General features: G+C 61.6%; 13 protein-coding genes. 8 read left to right on the top strand and 5 right to left on the bottom strand.

The window, feature by feature from the left end; genetic code table 11:
• Positions 1-4 precede the first annotated feature (4 nt).
• The 4 genes from EIY72_RS08795 to EIY72_RS08810 all read left to right on the top strand — a co-directional run bounded on the left by EIY72_RS08795 (position 5) and on the right by EIY72_RS08810 (position 6389).
• Positions 5-961 (top strand): WD40/YVTN/BNR-like repeat-containing protein, encoded by a 957-nt coding sequence (locus EIY72_RS08795; protein WP_093218912.1) that lies wholly within the window; start codon positions 5-7, stop codon positions 959-961.
• A 3-nt stretch (positions 962-964) separates the two neighbouring features.
• Positions 965-3358, top strand: coding sequence for an efflux RND transporter permease subunit (locus tag EIY72_RS08800; protein ID WP_093218916.1), 2394 nt, complete (start codon positions 965-967; stop codon positions 3356-3358).
• A 233-nt stretch (positions 3359-3591) separates the two neighbouring features.
• Positions 3592-5055: a DUF1254 domain-containing protein gene (locus tag EIY72_RS08805; RefSeq protein ID WP_197678829.1), complete on the top strand. Its 1464-nt coding sequence runs from the start codon at positions 3592-3594 to the stop codon at positions 5053-5055.
• A gap of 41 nt (positions 5056-5096) precedes the next feature.
• Positions 5097-6389, top strand: a complete 1293-nt coding sequence (locus tag EIY72_RS08810; protein WP_132680117.1) for a DUF1254 domain-containing protein — start codon at positions 5097-5099, stop codon at positions 6387-6389.
• Between the two features lie 198 nt (positions 6390-6587).
• Here EIY72_RS08810 and dapF read toward each other — a convergent pair whose 3' ends face one another.
• The 3 genes from dapF to EIY72_RS08825 form a co-directional block, all read right to left on the bottom strand.
• The gene (gene dapF / locus EIY72_RS08815) at positions 6588-7403 is read right to left on the bottom strand and encodes a diaminopimelate epimerase (RefSeq protein WP_093218925.1); all 816 of its coding nucleotides are present in this window, start codon (positions 7401-7403) and stop codon (positions 6588-6590) included.
• Between the two features lie 85 nt (positions 7404-7488).
• Positions 7489-8328 carry a glutathione-dependent disulfide-bond oxidoreductase gene (yghU, locus tag EIY72_RS08820; protein ID WP_093218928.1) on the bottom strand — a complete coding sequence of 280 codons (840 nt, stop codon included), beginning with the start codon at positions 8326-8328 and terminating at the stop codon, positions 7489-7491.
• 120 nt (positions 8329-8448) lie between these two features.
• Positions 8449-9372, bottom strand: coding sequence for a LysR family transcriptional regulator (locus tag EIY72_RS08825; RefSeq protein ID WP_093218931.1), 924 nt, complete (start codon positions 9370-9372; stop codon positions 8449-8451).
• 120 nt (positions 9373-9492) lie between these two features.
• Between EIY72_RS08825 and EIY72_RS08830 the strand changes: the two genes are divergently transcribed.
• Positions 9493-10236: an SDR family oxidoreductase gene (locus EIY72_RS08830; protein ID WP_093218933.1), complete on the top strand. Its 744-nt coding sequence runs from the start codon at positions 9493-9495 to the stop codon at positions 10234-10236.
• A gap of 60 nt (positions 10237-10296) precedes the next feature.
• On the opposite strand, the gene EIY72_RS08835 is transcribed toward EIY72_RS08830, so the two are convergent.
• The gene (locus tag EIY72_RS08835) at positions 10297-12423 is read right to left on the bottom strand and encodes a TonB-dependent receptor family protein (protein WP_093218936.1); all 2127 of its coding nucleotides are present in this window, start codon (positions 12421-12423) and stop codon (positions 10297-10299) included.
• A gap of 238 nt (positions 12424-12661) precedes the next feature.
• Here EIY72_RS08835 and EIY72_RS29880 point away from each other — a divergent pair, with 238 nt between their 5' ends.
• From EIY72_RS29880 to EIY72_RS08845, 3 genes are all read left to right on the top strand, one after another.
• Positions 12662-12838 carry a hypothetical protein gene (locus tag EIY72_RS29880; protein WP_157720933.1) on the top strand — a complete coding sequence of 59 codons (177 nt, stop codon included), beginning with the start codon at positions 12662-12664 and terminating at the stop codon, positions 12836-12838.
• A gap of 129 nt (positions 12839-12967) precedes the next feature.
• A complete protein-coding gene (locus EIY72_RS08840) occupies positions 12968-13831 on the top strand; it encodes a sensor domain-containing diguanylate cyclase (RefSeq protein ID WP_093218938.1) in 864 nt (287 codons plus the stop codon).
• A gap of 116 nt (positions 13832-13947) precedes the next feature.
• Positions 13948-14328: a hypothetical protein gene (locus EIY72_RS08845; RefSeq protein ID WP_093218941.1), complete on the top strand. Its 381-nt coding sequence runs from the start codon at positions 13948-13950 to the stop codon at positions 14326-14328.
• 3 nt (positions 14329-14331) lie between these two features.
• Here the strand turns inward: EIY72_RS08845 and EIY72_RS08850 are convergent, their stop codons facing one another.
• Positions 14332-16941, bottom strand: a complete 2610-nt coding sequence (locus EIY72_RS08850; protein ID WP_197678830.1) for a fimbria/pilus outer membrane usher protein — start codon at positions 16939-16941, stop codon at positions 14332-14334.
• Positions 16942-16947 lie beyond the last annotated feature (6 nt).

A 16947-nucleotide genomic window follows, 5' to 3' on the forward strand; every position in this document is an offset into this window, starting at 1 on the left:
TGTTATGTGGTTACGCCACCTGAAATTAATCACGGGCGTCGGCCTGGGCCTGCTCGCCAGTGCCGCGCACGCCGAAGCGCCGAAACTCGACTATCAGATCAGCCCGGAACACGTGTTCCTGCTGAACATCGCCGACAACGGCCGGCACCTGGTCGCCGTGGGCGAGCGTGGCGTGGTGCTGATCGGTGACGAAAAGGCCCAGGCCTGGAGCAGCGTGCGCACGCCGACCACCCGCACCCTGTCCGGCGTGGCATTCGCCGACGGCCAGGTCGGTGTGGCCGTCGGGCATGGCGGCACGCTGTTGCGCACCACCGATGGCGGGCAACACTGGGCGGCGGTCGAGACCGATGCCAATGACGATTCGCTGCTGGGCGTCACCCTGCTGGGTGATGGGCACATGGCGGCCTGGGGCGCGTTCGGCCTGTACCTGTTATCGAAGGACAACGGCGCCACCTGGGAGCGCCTGCCGTTGCTGGACGGCGATTTCGACCGGCACGTTTCGCAGATCATTCGCCTGGCCAACGGCGACTGCCTGCTGGTGGGCGAGAGCGGCACCCTGGCCAAATCAACCGATCACGGCGAAACCTGGCAGGCCTTGCAAAGCCCTTACGCCGGCAGCCTGTTTGGCGCCCTGCAAATTAGCAACGGTGACCTGCTGATCTATGGCATGCGCGGCAACCTGTGGTTGTCCAGCGATGGCGGGCAAAGCTGGAGCCAGCGCAACAGTGCCACGACCTTTGCCTTCAACGGTGCCATCGAGCTGAAAAGCGGTCGCATCCTGGTGTTCGGCAACAGCGGCCTGTTGCTGGCCAGCGACGATCAGGGGCGCAGCTTCAAGGCTTTGCCTTCCACTCACAAAAGCCTGGCCAAGGCCCTGCAACTCGACGATGGACAACTGCTCACGGTCGGTGACCGGGGTGTGACTTCGCTCGCCGCAGATATCACCGAGCAACAGGAATAAGCCATGAGCATTCAGGAAAAATACGTCAAGAATGCCGATGAGCTGGCACGCAAGGACTTTGCCGGCGGCCTGGTCGGGCGGGTGTCCTACTGGATTTTCCACCAGCGCAAACCGCTGCTGGCGCTGTTCATTCTGATCACCCTCGGGCTGGGTTACAGCGCGTCGAATCTCAAGGTCGAAGCCGGCTTTTTCAAGATGATCCCGCTGCACCACGAGTACATGAAAACCTTCCTCGAGTACCAGAAGGATTTCGGTGGTGCCAACAAAGTGTTGGTGGCGGTCAAGAACAACAAGGGTGAAATCTTCACTCCCGAGGCCATGGCGGCCGTGCGCAAGGTGTCGGATGAAGTGTTTTTCATCAACGGCGTCGAGCGCAGTTCGGTGACGTCGCTGTTCACCTCCAACGTGCGTTACACCGAAGTGGTCGAAGACGGTTTTACCGGCGGCAACCTGGTGGACTCCAGTTACTCCGGCACACCCCAGCAGATTGCCCAGGTCCGCGAGCGCACGCTGAAGTCCGACTGGGTCGGGCGCATCGTTTCCAACGACCTGTCCTCGGCCATGGTGGTGGCCAACCTGCAGGAAACCGATCCGGTCACCGGCAAGCGCCTCGACCTGCAAGAGGTGGCCCGCAAGCTGGAGCAGATCCGCCAGGACAATCAGGGCGCCGGCATCAGCATTCACATCATCGGCTTCGCCAAGTCCATCGGCGACATTGCCGAAGGGGCCGGTGACGTGCTGGTGTTCTTCATCATCGCCTTCGTCATCAGCGCGCTGCTGTTGTACTGGTACTGCGGCTCGCTGATGTTGACGGGCTGGGCGCTGATCTGCGCGATGGTGCCGGTGGTCTGGCTGCTCGGCCTGCTGCCGCTGGTGAAGCTGACGCTCGACCCGATGTCGATCCTGGTGCCGTTCCTGATCTTCTCCATTGGCGTCTCCCACGCGGTGCAGATGACCAACGCCTGGAAGCTGGAAACGCTGAACGGCGCCGATGGCGTCACCGCCTCGCGCAACTGCTTCCAGAAGCTGTTCATACCCGGCGCCGTCGCGTTGCTGGCCAACGCCCTGGGCTTTATGGTGATCGCCCTGGTCGACATCGAGATGGTGCGCGAACTGGCGATCACCGCGACCCTCGGTGTGTCGGTGATGATCGTCACCAACAAGATGCTGTTGCCGATCCTGTTGTCGTTCATGCGCCTCTCTGCCGCTGATGCGCAGAAACTGCGCGGCAAGGAAACCCTCGGTGCCGGGCTGTGGGAACGTCTTGGCGTACTGGCGACCCGTCGCGGTGCGGCGTGGGCGTTGTTGTGTGCCGGGCTGCTGACGGGCTGGGGGCTGTTCGAAGCGCGCCATCTGCACGTTGGCGACATCGGTGCCGGCGTGCCGGAGTTGCGTGCCGATTCGCGCTACAACCAGGACGTGGCGGTCATCACCCGCGACTTCGCCATCGGCGTCGACTTGCTGCAGGTGATCGTCAAGGCCCAGGGCGACGAAACTCCCTGCGTGAAGCGCGAAGTGCTCGACCCGATCAGCGAACTGGAACTGTACCTGCGCCAGGACCCTGGTGTGTCGTCGGTGCGCAGCCTCGCCGGTTTCGTCGGCAACATCACCCAGGCCTACGCCGAAACCGACCTCAAGTGGCGGGTCCTGCCTGAGCCTACGGCGCAGATCGCCCAGGGTGTCGGCTTCGCCACCCGGGTCGGCACCGAGTACATGAACAGCGCTTGCAATGCGATCCCGGTGTCGATCTACACCAAGGATCACCAGGCCGAGACCATCAGCGAGTTGATGAACCGGATCAAGGCGTTCAAGGCCGCCTACGACAACGACCAGGTCAGCTTTCAACTCGCCTCGGGCAACGTCGGCGTGATGGCGGCGACCAACGAGGTGGTACATGCCGGCGACAGACTGGTCAACGGCGCACTGTTTGCCTCGGTGTCCTTGCTCTGCCTGTGGATGTTCCGCTCCGTGCGCATCACCCTCTGCGTGATCATCCCGCTGGCGCTGGTGACTGTGTTGTGCAACGCGCTGATGGCGTTGCTCGGCATCGGCGTCAAGGTCAACACCTTGCCGGTGGTGGCGCTGGGAGTAGGGGTGGGCGTGGACTACGGGATCTACCTGTTCGAGCGGATCAAGCACGAGATGCATGAGAGCGGCCTGAACCTGCGCGAAGCCTTCGTCGAAGCGCTCAAGCAGCGTGGCACCGCCTCGGTGTTCACCGCCGTGACCATGACCCTGTCCATCGCCACCTGGGCGTTCTCCAACCTCAAGTTCCAGGCCGACATGGGCATCCTGCTGGCGTTCATGTTCCTGGTGAACATGCTCGGCGCCATCCTGCTGTTGCCGGCGCTGGCGGCCTGGTTGTTGCCGGACGCAAAACGCGCCAAGGCGCTGTAGAAATTCTGTGTATGCCCGCCCGGTAGTCGTCGCGGCAGGGTGGACATGCAGGGAAGGTAATCGACGCTTGTCGGAATCATTGCCGATAAACCCGGCTCATTGGTTTGAGTCGGGTTTTTTTTCCGGATCGAAAAGTCCGTCTTCTGTTGTTGGTCTATGACTCGGCTGACAGGCCTGTTCCAGAGCCTATGGAGCGGCTGGCTTGGCGATGAGTCAAAAGGAGCTTGAAGCGAATGCGCAATGTCTTTAGCTACTCCATGCTTGCCCTGGCGATGAGCGCCGTTGCGGTGGGCACTGTTCAGGCCGGGGAAAACTCGGCGGGCAAGCCTGCCGCCGAAGTGGCGGGCGTACCGGCGGGCAGCGTGATCACACCGTCCAGCGCCACCATCATTGCCCAGGACGCCTACCTGTGGGGATGGCCGATCGTCAATGCCTTCAACCGTCGCGCGTCCTTCTCCAAGGCACCGGAACCGGGGTTGATGGGTGGTTTTCTGCCAGCGGCGCCAACCGGCTACGTGAGCATGCTGACCGACTACATTTCGCCTGAGCAACGCTGGGTCGCGCACCCTAACCAGGATGTGGTCTACGGATTTGGTTACGGCGCGGTGGATGATGATCCGATGGTCTTGCAGGTGCCTGACTTTGGCGATCGTTTCTGGGTCTACGCACTTTACGATGCGCGCAGCGAAGAGTTCTCCAAGCTCGGCAAGCAATACGGCACCAAACCAGGCAACTATCTGGTGGTCGGGCCGAACTGGAAGGGCACTGTTCCAGAGGGCATCACCGCCGTCATCAAGTCCCCCACTGAACTGGTAGCCGTCGGGCCGCGTACTTTCATGGACGACAGCGACGCAGACCGCAAGGCGGTCCAGCCGATCCTCAATCAGGTTGTGGTCTACCCGCTGAGCAAGTACACCGGCAAGAGCGTGACCAAGGACTGGAAGGCGACGCCGCACTTTCCACAGCCGCAGAAATCCGCCGCCGAGTCGCGCTGGGTCATCCCCGAGAAGTTCTTCGATCAGTTGCCTGAGATCCTCGCCAAGGTGCCACCGCTGGCCGGCGAAGAGAGCCGCTACGCGATGATGAAAGCGCTGCTGGACGCTGCGGCGAAGGACCCGGCGATCAAGGACGCCATGGTCAAGGCCGCGGTGGATACCGAAGAGAAGGCGGTGACCCCGCTGTTCTCCTTCCGCACCAATGGCTCGCGCCTGCCCAATGGCTGGAACTCGCCGACCAACGTCGCCCGCTGGGGCAACGACTACCTGACCCGCACCGCCACCGCCAAGTCGAACATGTACACCAACCAGCCCGAGGAGACCCGCTACTTCTTCCTCGAAGTAGATGAAAAGGGCGAGCGCCTCAATGGCGACCATGGCTACACGGTGACCTTCGCCAAAGGCAAGACGCCACCGGCTGACGGGTTCTGGTCGCTGACCCTGTACGACCCGCAGCACTTCTTCGCCCCCAACGATCTGAACCGTTATTCCCTCGGCACCAAGAACAGCAAGAGCATGAAGTACAACGCCGATGGCTCGCTGACTTTGTATGTGCAACACGACTCGCCCGGCAAGGACAAGGAGGCCAACTGGTTGCCGGCGCCCAAGAGTGAATTCGAGGTGACCATCCGCACCTACTGGCCCAAGCCTGAAGTGTTAAGCGGTGAATGGACTCCTCCGGCTGCTGTACGCGTTAACTGATCAAAGCCCGTGGGCCTGCTCCACGTCGATAAGGAAAATCCATGAAAAAGGTTTTATTCGCTGCATCCTTGCTGTCTGTCGCCTGCTCGGCCTTCGCTGAGATTCCGGACAAACTGGCCCAGGATGCCTACGTCTACGCGTACTCGATGGACAAGGCCTACGCGTTCTTCTATGACACCGCGGTCAAGACCGACACGCCGCTCAACCGCTTCCAGAACATCCGCCACCTGGCCGACGACACCTACACCGACCACCCGACGATCAACAACGACACCCTGCACCTGCAAGGCTGGCTCGACGTGGCCGCAGAGCCTGTGATCGTCAGCGTGCCGGACATGGACAAGGGCCGCTACTGGATCCTGCACACCATGGACATGGGCCACTACACGACGTCGATGATCGGTTCCAGGACCCGGCAGACCAAGGGCGGGCATTTCATGTTCGCCGCGCGAACCTGGAAGGGCACGGTGCCTGACAGCGTCGATGAAGTCGTGCGGGTCGACTCCAACCTCGTCAAGGTGATGGGCCGGATCATGGCCACCAGTCCGGCCGACGAGAAAAAGGCGCTCAAGTACATGGACGACTGGAACGTCAGGACGCTGTCCGCCTACCTCGGCGAACCCGGCCCCAAGGCCAAGGAGCGTACCTATCCGGACCCGGCGAAAACCAACTGGTTGCAACGGGTGAACTTCGTCCTGTGTGATGGTGACATGGGTACAGCGGACAAGAAGTGGCTCGATCAATACAAGGCGATCGGTTTGGAGCCGTGCAAGGAAGACTTCACTCCGGAACAACTGGCGGCGGCTGAAAAGGGTGAAAAACTCGGCCTGCAGCACATCAAGGACCTGGCGCCGAGCATGAAGAGTGCCGACAAGCTGCTGGGCACTCGCGAACAACTGGGAGATGGCGAGCGTGACCTGTTTGCCGAGGGCACCCACATCGGTCAATGGGGGTTGCCGCCGGACGAGTCCGTCTACCTGCAAGCGGTGAAAGGTTCGGACGGCCAGAACATCAATGGTTCGAACGGCAAACAGTATCGCCTGCACTTCAAGGCACCCAAGGTCAGCGAGTTCTGGTCCTTCACGGTCTACGGCAGCGACAACCGCTTCATGGCGCACAACGACCTCAACCGCCATAGCCGCGGCGACCGCACGCTGAAGCCGGGCAAGGACGGCATGTACACCATCGAACTCAGCGCCAAGGGCGATGGCAACAATCCGAACTACCTGCCGATTCCGGAGAAGGACGCCTACATCGTTCTGCGCATGTACGGGCCGAGCAAGGAAGTGAAGGCCGGGCAATACAAGTTCCCGGTCGTTGAAGTCGTGAAATAACCGGAGCGCTCCATTGCCGGAATTTTCCTGGTAATGGGGTTCATGTGAGGTTGAGGGGGCCTTCGTTCCAGCGGGCGGCCCTCACATCAAGGTTTCCGAGCCGCGCATCAGCCTGGGGAAAAAGAACGGGTCGAATATCGTGACGCCTGAGAAGAAGCCTTGGTGAGTGTTTGCACTGGTTTGCGCTCCATCCAAAACTCAAGCGTTCAATACAGCATCCGCGAGTGTTCCTGAAAAAGTTATCTCTACCGGCCCGGTGAGAAAGACGGGGCCTGCGCCATCCCATTGAACCGTGACAACGCCGCCGTCACATTCCACTTCAACACAACTGTCCAACAAGCCACGACGAATGCCGTTCACCACGGCGCCGCAACAGCAGGAGCCTGACCCCAGCGGAATACCTCCGCCACGCTCCCAAATTCGCAAGCGGATGTGCGCTCGGTCAATGACCTGGACGAAATGCACGTTCGTTCTGAGGGGGAACAAGGGATCGTTTTCAATTGCAGGTCCAATCGTCGCTACTTCAATGGCTGCCAGGTCATCCACAAAGTAAGTGCAGTGCGGATTTCCCATGCTGCAGGCGGCCGGGTCACCGGCCAGTGGCAACACTGACGTGTCCATTTCCAGCGCCAGAGGAATGTCAGACCAGCCTGAAAGTGGCTTGCCCATGTCGACGGAAATGGCGCCGGTCGAAGTTCGTTGGCACGTCAGCAGGCCACGCTGGGTTCGCAGTACTACCGACGTCAGGCTGGATTCGCGCATCAGCCTATCCGCAGCCCCCCGGGTTGCGCTGCCGCAAGCGCCGAGCGTTGAGCCATCGGCATTCCAGAATACCAAACGCGCATCGGCATCATCGCAATCGAGCACCACCGCGAGTTGATTGAAGCCGATTCCGCGGTTGCGGTCTCCCATTCGCCGCGCCAGATGGCTGGTGATTGGATTCGGTGAGTTTCGCGAGTCCACGATTACGAAATCATCGCCATTGGCGTGCATTTTATGAAAGCTCAACGGCATAAATAGACCCGATGCAGAGACAGGGTAGGGATGGACGTTTGCAAGCGATCTATCCCTGTTCGCGCGACTTCGGCAAGCGCCAGCATCACCCCAAATCACCGGCCGAATGCCGTTCCGGCACCTGACTGTCCTCATCCCCCCAGGTCCGATTGACCCGTTGCCCGCGAATCACCGCCGGCCGTTTGGCGATGTCTTCGGCCCAGCGCTGCACATGGGTGTATTCGTGGGCGGAAAGGAACTCCGCCGCCGAGTACACCTTGTCACGCACCAGTTGGCCGTACCAAGGCCAGACGGCGATGTCGGCGATGCTGTAGTGGTCGCCGGCCAGGTAGGGCGTTTCGGCGAGGCGGCGATCCAGCACGTCCAGCTGGCGTTTGGTTTCCATGGTGAAGCGGTCGATCGGGTATTCGAGCTTCTCCGGTGCATAGGCGTAGAAGTGTCCGAAGCCACCGCCCAGGTAGGGTGCTGCGCCCATTTGCCAGAACAGCCAGTTCAGGGTTTCGGTACGACCGGCGGGATCCTTGGGCAGGAAGGCGCCGAACTTCTCGGCGAGGTACAGCAGGATCGAACCGGACTCGAACACGCGGGTCGGTGGCTGCGTGCTGTGATCCATCAAGGCCGGAATCTTCGAGTTCGGGTTGACCTCGACGAAGCCGCTGGAGAACTGATCGCCCTCGCCGATGCGGATCAGCCAGGCGTCGTACTCGGCGCCGCTGTGCCCGAGAGCCAGCAACTCTTCCAGCATGATGGTGACTTTCACGCCGTTGGGCGTGGCCAGGGAATACAGCTGCAAGGGATGTTTGCCCACCGGCAGCGCTTTGTCGTGGGTCGGGCCGGCAGTAGGGCGGTTGATGTTGGCGAACTGGCCACCGGACGGGGCAGTGTGTTTCCAGACCTTGGGAGGCACGTAGGACGCTTTGCTCATGGGACGACCCTCAACGTTAACTGGCTGTGATCACATCGACCACGGAAGGACAATGTGACCGACCATGCCAGAAGGCAGGGCGCTTGTCATCGTGTCCATGGCTATGACCATTGCCCTGCATCAATGGGATTGCACAGCCTCGTCCTGATCAAAAGCGCCGCCCAGGTACCGCGTCAGATGGTCGTACACCAGGCGAACACGGGCGGGTACCGGGCCGCGTTGCGGACGGTAGATGAACAGGTCCAGAGGCTCCGGCGCACTTTGAGGCAGCAGCTCAATCAGGCGTCCGCTGGCGATGTGGGCACTGACCATGTAATCGGGTAGCTGGGCGATGCACAGGCCGCACAGCGCCGCTTCGCATTCGGCTTCCTGGTCGTCACTGGTGAACGCCGGGTGGCTGGGCACGAACTGCGGCTGGTCGGCAAAGTACCAGGGCCAGATGCGTCCGTTGTTGCGGTCCACCAGTGCCGACAGGGGCAGGCGTTGCAGATCGAGCGGGTTGTCCGGCAGGCCGCAGCGCTCAAGCAGTTCGGGTGTCGCCACCACCTGCAAGGCAATCGGCCGGACCACCCGGGCGATGTAGCTGCGGTCGCGGACCGTGCCGATGCGAATGCCGATGTCGATCTGCGCTTCCACAGCGTCAGCCATCACGTCATTGAGGCGCAGGTCCAGTTCGATCTCCGGGTGTTCACGCAACAAGGGCGCCAGCAGCGGCACCAGCACGCGATGGCCGATGGACTGGGTCACGGTCATCCGCACCCGGCCGCCCAAAGTCTGGTCGCGGCCTCGGCTGTGTTGATGAAACAACTGATCGATGCCGCCGAGTGCAGGCCGTGCCTCTTCTACCAGGCGCGTGCCGAAGGCACTGAGCTGCACCTGGCGTGTGCTGCGATGAAACAGCGGTTCGCCAAACAGGCGTTCCAGTTCCTTGACCGCGCGGGTGACGGCCTGGGGTGAGATGCCCAGGCAGTGGGCAGCCTCACGAAAGCTGCTGGACTCGGCGGCACAGCAGAAGATGCGCAACAGTTCGGTGCGATTGAGCATGGGATTGTTCCGATTTCTGGAATTCCTAAATCCTATCTATTCCATTCATTCCCCTAAAGCTTTTTTCCATACTCGCCTCACGCAGAACGCTTCTGCCTTTATCCAAGTGAGGACATCAAGATGAGCAACAACATCAGCGGCAAGGTTGTGGTGATTACCGGCGCCAGCAGCGGCCTGGGTGAGAGCACGGCGCGGTATCTGGCGGCACGCGGTGCCAAGGTGGTATTGGCGGCACGCCGTGAAGAGCGCTTGCAGGCCATTGCCGAAGAGATTCGCGCTGCCGGTGGTGACGCGCTGGCGGTGGCCACGGACGTGACGGTGCAGGCTCAGGTGCAAGCGCTGGTGGCAGCCACGCTCGAGCAGTTCGGCCGAATAGACGTGATGGTCAACAACTCCGGACTGATGGCGATTGCCCCCATCGCTCAAGGGCGCACGGACGAATGGGACCGGATGATCGACATCAACATCAAGGGTGTCCTGTACGGCATTGCCGCTGCGTTGCCGGTCATGCAGCAGCAGAACAGTGGGCACATCATCAACATCGCCTCGGTTGCCGGGATCAAGGTGTTCGCACCCGGTGGCACGGTCTACAGCGCCACCAAGTTTGCGGTGCGCGCGATCACTGAGGGCTTGCGCATGGAAGTGGGCGGCAACATTCGTGCGACCCTGGTTTCCCCGGGCGCGGTGGACTCGGAGCTCAAGTACGGCAGTGCCGATGAGGCTTCGACGCAGAATCTCAACGAGTTCTACAAACAGGCGATTGCCGCCGAATCGGTCGCACGGGCCATTGCCTATGCCATCGAACAACCAGCGGACGTTGATATCAGTGAGGTGGTGCTGCGCCCGACCGTGCAGGAGTTCTGAGTTTTAATCGCTGACCCCGCTGCTCTCCTGCCCGAAGTCGGGGCAGGAGAGCAGTGGGCTTTAGAGCAGACTCCACGACACTCCGACATACGCCGCCATGCCTTCATCCGGCGTTGAACGCGCCGCATCCAGCCCTTTGTCGTCATAGCCCGGCGTCACGGTAGCGGCGTAGTGCTTGTCGGTCAGGTTGCGCAGGTCCAGCCAGGTCTGCCAGTCGCCCTTGGGCGCGTTGTAGCCGAGGGTGGCGCCGAACAGTGCGTAGGGATCGGCGTAGTAGCTGTTGGCGTAATCGACTGCGACCTTGGACACCAGTTGCGTGTTCACCCCAGCGAAAAAGCCCTGCGCCCAGTCGTAGCGCAACTCGCCCTGGTAGTAATGCATCGGCAGGCCCGGCAGGCGGTTGTCGCCGAAGCGCTGGTCGTCACGGTAGTGGAAGTCGCTAAAGGTGTAGCTCTGGCGCAGGCTCAACTGATCGCCATTGCCCGGCGCCCACAAGGTGCTCAGCAGACTGGCTTCCACACCCTGATGCACGGTGGGGCTGGCGTTGAGTTCGTAGGGCGTGGTGGCGTTGGCATCCGGCAGCACCGAGAGCAATTCGTGGCGCACCTGGGCGTAGTACCAGGCCAGGCTCCATTGCCCGGCCAGGCTGTCGCCGCGTCCGCCGATTTCCAGGGTGGTGGCGGTCTGGTTTTGCAGCTTGACCGGATCGCTCTGGGTCCCGGTGGCCGGGCCACTGCCGGCCGGGAAGCGAATGTTGGAGCTGTAGATCAACGACCAGGGATGCGGCGCCTCCACCGAGCGGCTGAGGTTGCCGAACACTTGCAGGTCTGGATTCACCTGATAACGCAGGCCCAGGCGCGGCGCGTAGTCCCAGTCGTGCAGGCTGGTCTTGCCGCCACTCGCGGGGTAGGTCACGTCGCTTTCGCGGCGGGTGTAGATCGCCGCGAGGCCGGTGGTCAGCCACAGGTCGTCGGCGATTTCCAGGTCGTTGCCGACGTGCAGGACGCTGTCCGAACCCTGATAGGTGAAGTTGCGCATCAGCGTGCCCGGCGTGTAGCCGGCGGTGTTGCCCGTAGGGATACGCACAAATTCGCTGGCACCGTCATTGGGCAGGTGTTTGGTAGTGCGCAGGCCCAGGGTGCTGTGGCTTTCCATACCCCAAAGGGTGTCGCGACGTTTGTAGTCGAAAGTGCCGCTGACATCGGTGTACGCCACCTTGAGACGGTTCGGGCCTTCGCGCAGGTCCATCGGGTAGTCGTGATAGACCAGGCCGGTCTGGATGCTCGAATCGTCATCGATGTAGTAAGTGGTCTTGTTGCCGATGAAGGTGCTGCCCGGTTCGTCGCGGCTGTCGTTGCGCGCTACATAGGCCGGGTTGGCCGCCCGTGGGTCGTGTTCGATGGATTGCTTGGTCACGCGCCCGGCGAGGTCGTTGTCGGTCTCGCGATGGCGGAAATAGAAGCGGGTTTCCAGGTTCGGGTTGAAGCGATAGCCGAAGTTGGCGATCACCCCCTGGCTCTTGCTCGCGGTGTGGTCCTGATAGCCGTCGGCGTTGGCATCGGTGATCGCCGTGTAGTAGTCGAAAGCCCCCAGCACTTGCCCTGAGCTGACCTGGCGTTGCTGATAGCCGTGGCTGCCGGTCGCGTAGCGCACTTGCAATTTCGGCGAGTCGTAGCCGGTGTGGCTGACGTAATCGATGGCGCCACCCAGGGCCAATGCGCCCCGATCAAAACCATTGGCGCCACGCAGCACTTCCACGCGATCGAGCCACAGCGGTTCCAGCAGCTCATAAGGCGTGCCGCCAGGGCCGGTCAGCGGCAGGCCGTCGAGCATGGTGTACAGGCCCGACGCGTGGGCGCCCGGTGCGCGGTTGATGCCGGATCCGCGGATCGAAATCTTCACCCCTTCGTTGCCGGCCGACTGCGCATACACCCCCGGTTGATAGGCCAGCACATCCTGATTGCTCGCCACGCGGCCTTGCAAAGGACGGCGCATGTCGACCAGATTGCTGCCACCGGGCACCTCGGCCAGCCGCGCCTTGGCGTCCTCGATGCCTTGATCCTCGTCGCTACGGTCCTCGGCGCCGATCAGCACTTGCCCCAGCTCCAGGCCTTCAGCGGTCGCCATGGCCGGATAAACAAGGGCCAGGCCGAGCAACGCGGCGGGCAAGGATTTGGGCGAGGGCATCGGGGAAACTCCAGTCAGGAACGGACAATGAACAGTGCGACGTTGCAAGGAACGAAGGAAACACATGGGGATTTTGCTTTTTGTTGTCGAACAGGGCCGGGTCGGCACGAACGCCGCGATCAATCCGTCGGGCCTGACTTGTTAGCAAATGTGCGAATGTTATCAAGCGGTTAGTCAGCCATGAAGCCTCGCTGATAAAGTCGGCAGCGCGATCAACACCAATAAACAGGAGTTACACATGAGTGATTATGGATGGGCGCTGGTTTTGGCATTCGTGGTGGTTGTGGGGGCCTTCAGGATCTTCACCCGGCGAACAGGCAAGCGATTGACGCCGATGCAGGCGATGCTGCCAATCCCGGTTTCATTTGTCGCGGCGGCGATCTTCGTTTCAGCCTGGCGTGCCGTTCAGGGCTAAGCGGGCAGGGCGTATCAAGCGAGATGCAACATCGCGCTCGGAATACCGGCCAGAAGCCAGCACGAATGCTTGCAGGTTCCGGTGGTGATCGGGATATGATCGCGCTACACGAACCGGACCCTCTCCACCATGCCCGTCGACCTGCAAGCGCTCTACCCCAAACTGATCAATCTGATGCTGGACACGATCTTCGTGGTCGATCGCGACAACCAGATCGTGTTTGTGAGCGATGCCTGCGAGACGCTGCTCGGCTATCGCGCCGAGGAACTGACAGGCACCCCGATCACCCGGTACATCCACCCCGACGACCTGACGATTACCCGCGCCTCCATCGTCCGGGTCATGAATGGCCAGGCGCACATGGATTTCCGCAACCGTTACATTCGCAAGGATGGCGGTATCGTGCACATCCTCTGGGCGGCGTTCTGGTCGGAGGAAGTCGGTGCGCGGATCGGCGTTGCCCGTGATGTCACGGCCCTGCGCCAGGCCGAAACGGAGCTGCATTTTCTCGCTCACCACGACCCGCTGACCGCACTGACCAACCGCTCGCTGTTCAACGAGCGCTTCGACGCGGCCCTGCACGCGGCGCGGCGCCACAACAACAGCCTGGCGCTGCTGTTTCTCGATATCAACGACTTCAAGGGCATCAACGACGTCCATGGGCATGCCGCGGGTGACCGGGTGCTGTGCACCATTGCGCGCCGTCTGGAAAGTTGCGTAGGGACGACCGATACCGTTTCCAGAATCGGTGGCGATGAGTTCACGGTGCTGTTGACCGACATCCAGTCCGAAGACGCCGTGGCTCAGAAGATGGCGCAAATCCGTAAGGTCATGGCCGAACCGCTGGGCTTGGAGTTCGGCGCAATCAGGATGCCGTCCTGCAGCATAGGCGTGGCCTGCTTCCCCGCAGACGGTGAGGATGCTGATGCGCTACTCAGTCACGCGGACGGCGACATGTACCGGATCAAGCGGCAGAAGACTGCTGCGAATTGAGCAGCCCCGTTTGCGTCAACATCCCAAGCCGATGCTGGCGTCAGGCGGGGTGATCATGGCGACCTTCAGGTTTGCCGATCGCTGACGATACAGTCCTTACAACGAGGAGCGTCAGCATGAAAAAACAATACCTATCGCTTGGCGTCATGGTTCTTTTCGGCTTGAGCGGGAATTGCCTGGCAAATGGAACGGCAGAGCAGGGCAGCCTGCGCATCCAGGGGTACATTACCGAAACCTTGTGCACACCTGCTTCCAGGGCGGGAACGGACGGGCAGGCCATCATCCAGCTGACCCAGTGTCCTGGCGACACGCGCGACAACGTCATGAACGCAAGCCGCCTGGCGCCGACCATGACGGTCAGCGCTGTCGGAAACTCTTCTGGCGAAGCCCGAGTCAATGCCATCGGTGCCAAGGCTGATAACCGCTACACCCTGGTCGACAGCAAAGGCCAACCGATGGAGACCGGCGCCTACGTCGTGACCCTGACCTATCGCTAGCACTTAACGATTCGCCATTTTCGCGGTGCCGATCGGGCACTGTGCCGGCACTTGTTCATAGGCTTGCGCAGTGGTGCCTTTTGGCTCGGTGTAAGTCAGCTGGCAGTGCTGATCGGCGTCGATGCCCCACACCACACGCAACGCCGACTGTTCACCGCGAATAAACACCAGGCCACCCTGGCCGACCATGGCCACCGACTCACCCTTGTCGTTGAGGACGTCGGAGCCGAAGGGGATTTCGTGACCGGCAACGGGCTGGATTTGCAGCAGCAGCGGTTTGCCGACAACGGTGTCGTATTCGAGCTTGACGATGGCGCCACGACGCGGCGCGACAGTTTGCGAAGTGCTCTTGAGCTCGACGTCGTCGGACAGGCCTTTCGGGTCCAGGCCGACGCTGTTGTTGCGATAAGGGTTCAAGCCGGCCACGGCGCCATAGCCTGAGCTGTCGATCACGTCACCGTCGCCACTGGTCAGGCGTGCGCCCTCGGCACCCTTGGCTTCGACCAGGGCCATGGTTTCGCCCTGTGCCGGGGTGAATACCACGCCGCCGGAGTGGGCGATAACGGTGCCGCGTGCCGAGGCCGAGTATTGCTTGTAGTGGGCACCGGAGCTGGCACTGGCACCGACCTGTGCGACCGACGTCTGGTACTGCGCATTGCCGCCGAAGCCCTGGGACGAGTCACCATCGGTTTTGCCGACGTTGGCGTAGACGCCGTAGTTCAGCTGGTTGTTCTTGCCCGCCGAGCCACTGAGCATGGTCTGTGAGTTGTAGTCGCCGGCCTCGTTCACATTGAGTGTGCTGCTCAAGCGCGGGCTGTGCGCGTCGGAACCCAGGGGCAGGCTGACGGTGAACATGTATTGATTACCGTAACCCTGTTCATCATCCAGGCTGCGGCTGGCAGTGACGCCGACCGAGCCCCAGTTGAACGACTTGCTGTAGCCGACCTGGTAGGTGGTGCTGTTTTGGCGTCCGTCCCAGTAGCTGCGGGTCAGGCCGCTGACGTACAGGTCGCCGTAATCGCCAATGGGTTGGCTGACGTTCAGTTGGGCGCGGTTGCGTTCCCGGTAGACCGGCGTGCCGTTGTTGTCCTGCAAGGCGGCGAAGTCGCTGAAGTCCAGGTATTCATCGCTGGAGAAGCGATACGCCGCCACGGCCAGGTTGGTGTTGGTCGAATCGAGCAGCTTGCTGTAGCTGACACGATAACTCTTGCCCGACGCACTGCCGTCCAGCGTGTTGCGCGACTGGTCCGTGCCGTATTGATCCTGGGTTCGCGGCGTCGTGGGCAGGTTGCTGGCCCGGGAAAAGGTGGTATCGAAGGCGAAGGCACCGTAAGGCGTGCCGATGGCGATACCCGCCAGGCCCGAGGCGTAGTCCTGGGACATCAGGCCACCGGTGTACACGCTCAGGTTGTTGGTGATGCCGCGGCGGTAGGTGGCCTGGGCAAATTTGGGTTTTTTGCTCAGGCTGTCGTCGCGGTATTCACCCGTGGTCACCGAGAAGCGTGAAGAGCCCGGACGCAACATCTGCACCACCGAGGCGAAGGGCACGGTGAAGCGTTTTTCCTGGCCGTTGGCTTCGGTCACGGTGACCTCCATGTCGCCGGAATAACTGGTGGCGTACAGGTCATCGATGACGAAAGGCCCGGGCGCGACCGAGGTCTGGTAGATCACGCTTTCGCCCTGGCGCACCGTGACCTTGGCGTTGGTGTCGGCGACACCGCGAATCACCGGGGCGAAACCACGCTCGCTGTCCGGCAGCATGCCGTCGTCACTGGCGATCTGCACACCGGAAAACGGAATGCTGTCGAAGCTGTCGCCGGGGGTGAAGTACTCGCCCAGGGTCAATTGCGATTTGAGCGGCGTGACGTCGGTCTGCGCGTAGCTGTTGAGCGACTGGTAGGCGGAAAGCCCCTTGCTGTTGGTGTAGTTGCCGTTATGGCGCAGGCGCCAGCCGGCCACGTTGAAGCCACTGTTGATACTGCTGCTGTATTGGGTGTTGGAGTCACCGCTGTCAGGCTGCGAGTGGTAGGCGTTGGCGTTGTAGCTGACAAAACCGGCGGTAATGCCTTCATCCCAGTCTTCAGGGGCCACGTAGTTGCGTTCAACCCGGCCGGCATAGGCCTGGGGAATGCTCAGGTTGCCGCTCAACGAGCCCATGTCCATTTCGAAGGTGGCCTGGGGGATCAGCTTCTGCGGTTCGATGCAGTCGCTGGCAAGGATCTTCGCGACGTTTTCCTGGTCCGGCAGTTTGCTCGCGTCGACACCCCATTGTTTGACGTGGGATGCCTTGAAGCAGTAGCGCGGAGACTGTCCTTCAGCGCCAGCCTTGACTTCGACCGTCTGGCGCACCGAGCCCTTGGCATTGATGAAGATTTCCAGCTTGTAGGTACCCGGCTCGACGCTACCGGCTTGTTCGAAGCGCTTGAGGTCAACGTTTTGCCCCAACACCTGGAGGAACTGGCTGTCGAATTCGGTCGTGGCAGGGCTGGTGGATTGATCGGCATGGGCGCCAGTGGCCGAGAGCAGGCCCATGGCAATCAGCAGGGCCACACGCAGTGGCGTCAGGCGGAATACAGCGCGAGTGTTTTTTTGAGCATGCACTTGCAAAGACATATTGTT

The organism is Pseudomonas vancouverensis (assembly GCF_004348895.1).
Lineage (GTDB): Bacteria > Pseudomonadota > Gammaproteobacteria > Pseudomonadales > Pseudomonadaceae > Aquipseudomonas > Aquipseudomonas vancouverensis.

Excerpts from the sequence above, each read along its gene's own strand:
- EIY72_RS08795 (WP_093218912.1), top strand. The coding sequence starts at position 5 with ATGTGGTTACGCCACCTGAAATTAATCACGGGCGTCGGCCTGGGCCTG.
- EIY72_RS08800 (WP_093218916.1), top strand. The coding sequence starts at position 965 with ATGAGCATTCAGGAAAAATACGTCAAGAATGCCGATGAGCTGGCACGC.
- EIY72_RS08805 (WP_197678829.1), top strand. The coding sequence starts at position 3,592 with ATGCGCAATGTCTTTAGCTACTCCATGCTTGCCCTGGCGATGAGCGCC.
- EIY72_RS08810 (WP_132680117.1), top strand. The coding sequence starts at position 5,097 with ATGAAAAAGGTTTTATTCGCTGCATCCTTGCTGTCTGTCGCCTGCTCG.
- dapF (WP_093218925.1), bottom strand. The coding sequence starts at position 7,403 with ATGCCGTTGAGCTTTCATAAAATGCACGCCAATGGCGATGATTTCGTA.
- yghU (WP_093218928.1), bottom strand. The coding sequence starts at position 8,328 with ATGAGCAAAGCGTCCTACGTGCCTCCCAAGGTCTGGAAACACACTGCC.
- EIY72_RS08825 (WP_093218931.1), bottom strand. The coding sequence starts at position 9,372 with ATGCTCAATCGCACCGAACTGTTGCGCATCTTCTGCTGTGCCGCCGAG.
- EIY72_RS08830 (WP_093218933.1), top strand. The coding sequence starts at position 9,493 with ATGAGCAACAACATCAGCGGCAAGGTTGTGGTGATTACCGGCGCCAGC.
- EIY72_RS08835 (WP_093218936.1), bottom strand. The coding sequence starts at position 12,423 with ATGCCCTCGCCCAAATCCTTGCCCGCCGCGTTGCTCGGCCTGGCCCTT.
- EIY72_RS29880 (WP_157720933.1), top strand. The coding sequence starts at position 12,662 with ATGAGTGATTATGGATGGGCGCTGGTTTTGGCATTCGTGGTGGTTGTG.
- EIY72_RS08840 (WP_093218938.1), top strand. The coding sequence starts at position 12,968 with ATGCCCGTCGACCTGCAAGCGCTCTACCCCAAACTGATCAATCTGATG.
- EIY72_RS08845 (WP_093218941.1), top strand. The coding sequence starts at position 13,948 with ATGAAAAAACAATACCTATCGCTTGGCGTCATGGTTCTTTTCGGCTTG.
- EIY72_RS08850 (WP_197678830.1), bottom strand. The coding sequence starts at position 16,941 with ATGTCTTTGCAAGTGCATGCTCAAAAAAACACTCGCGCTGTATTCCGC.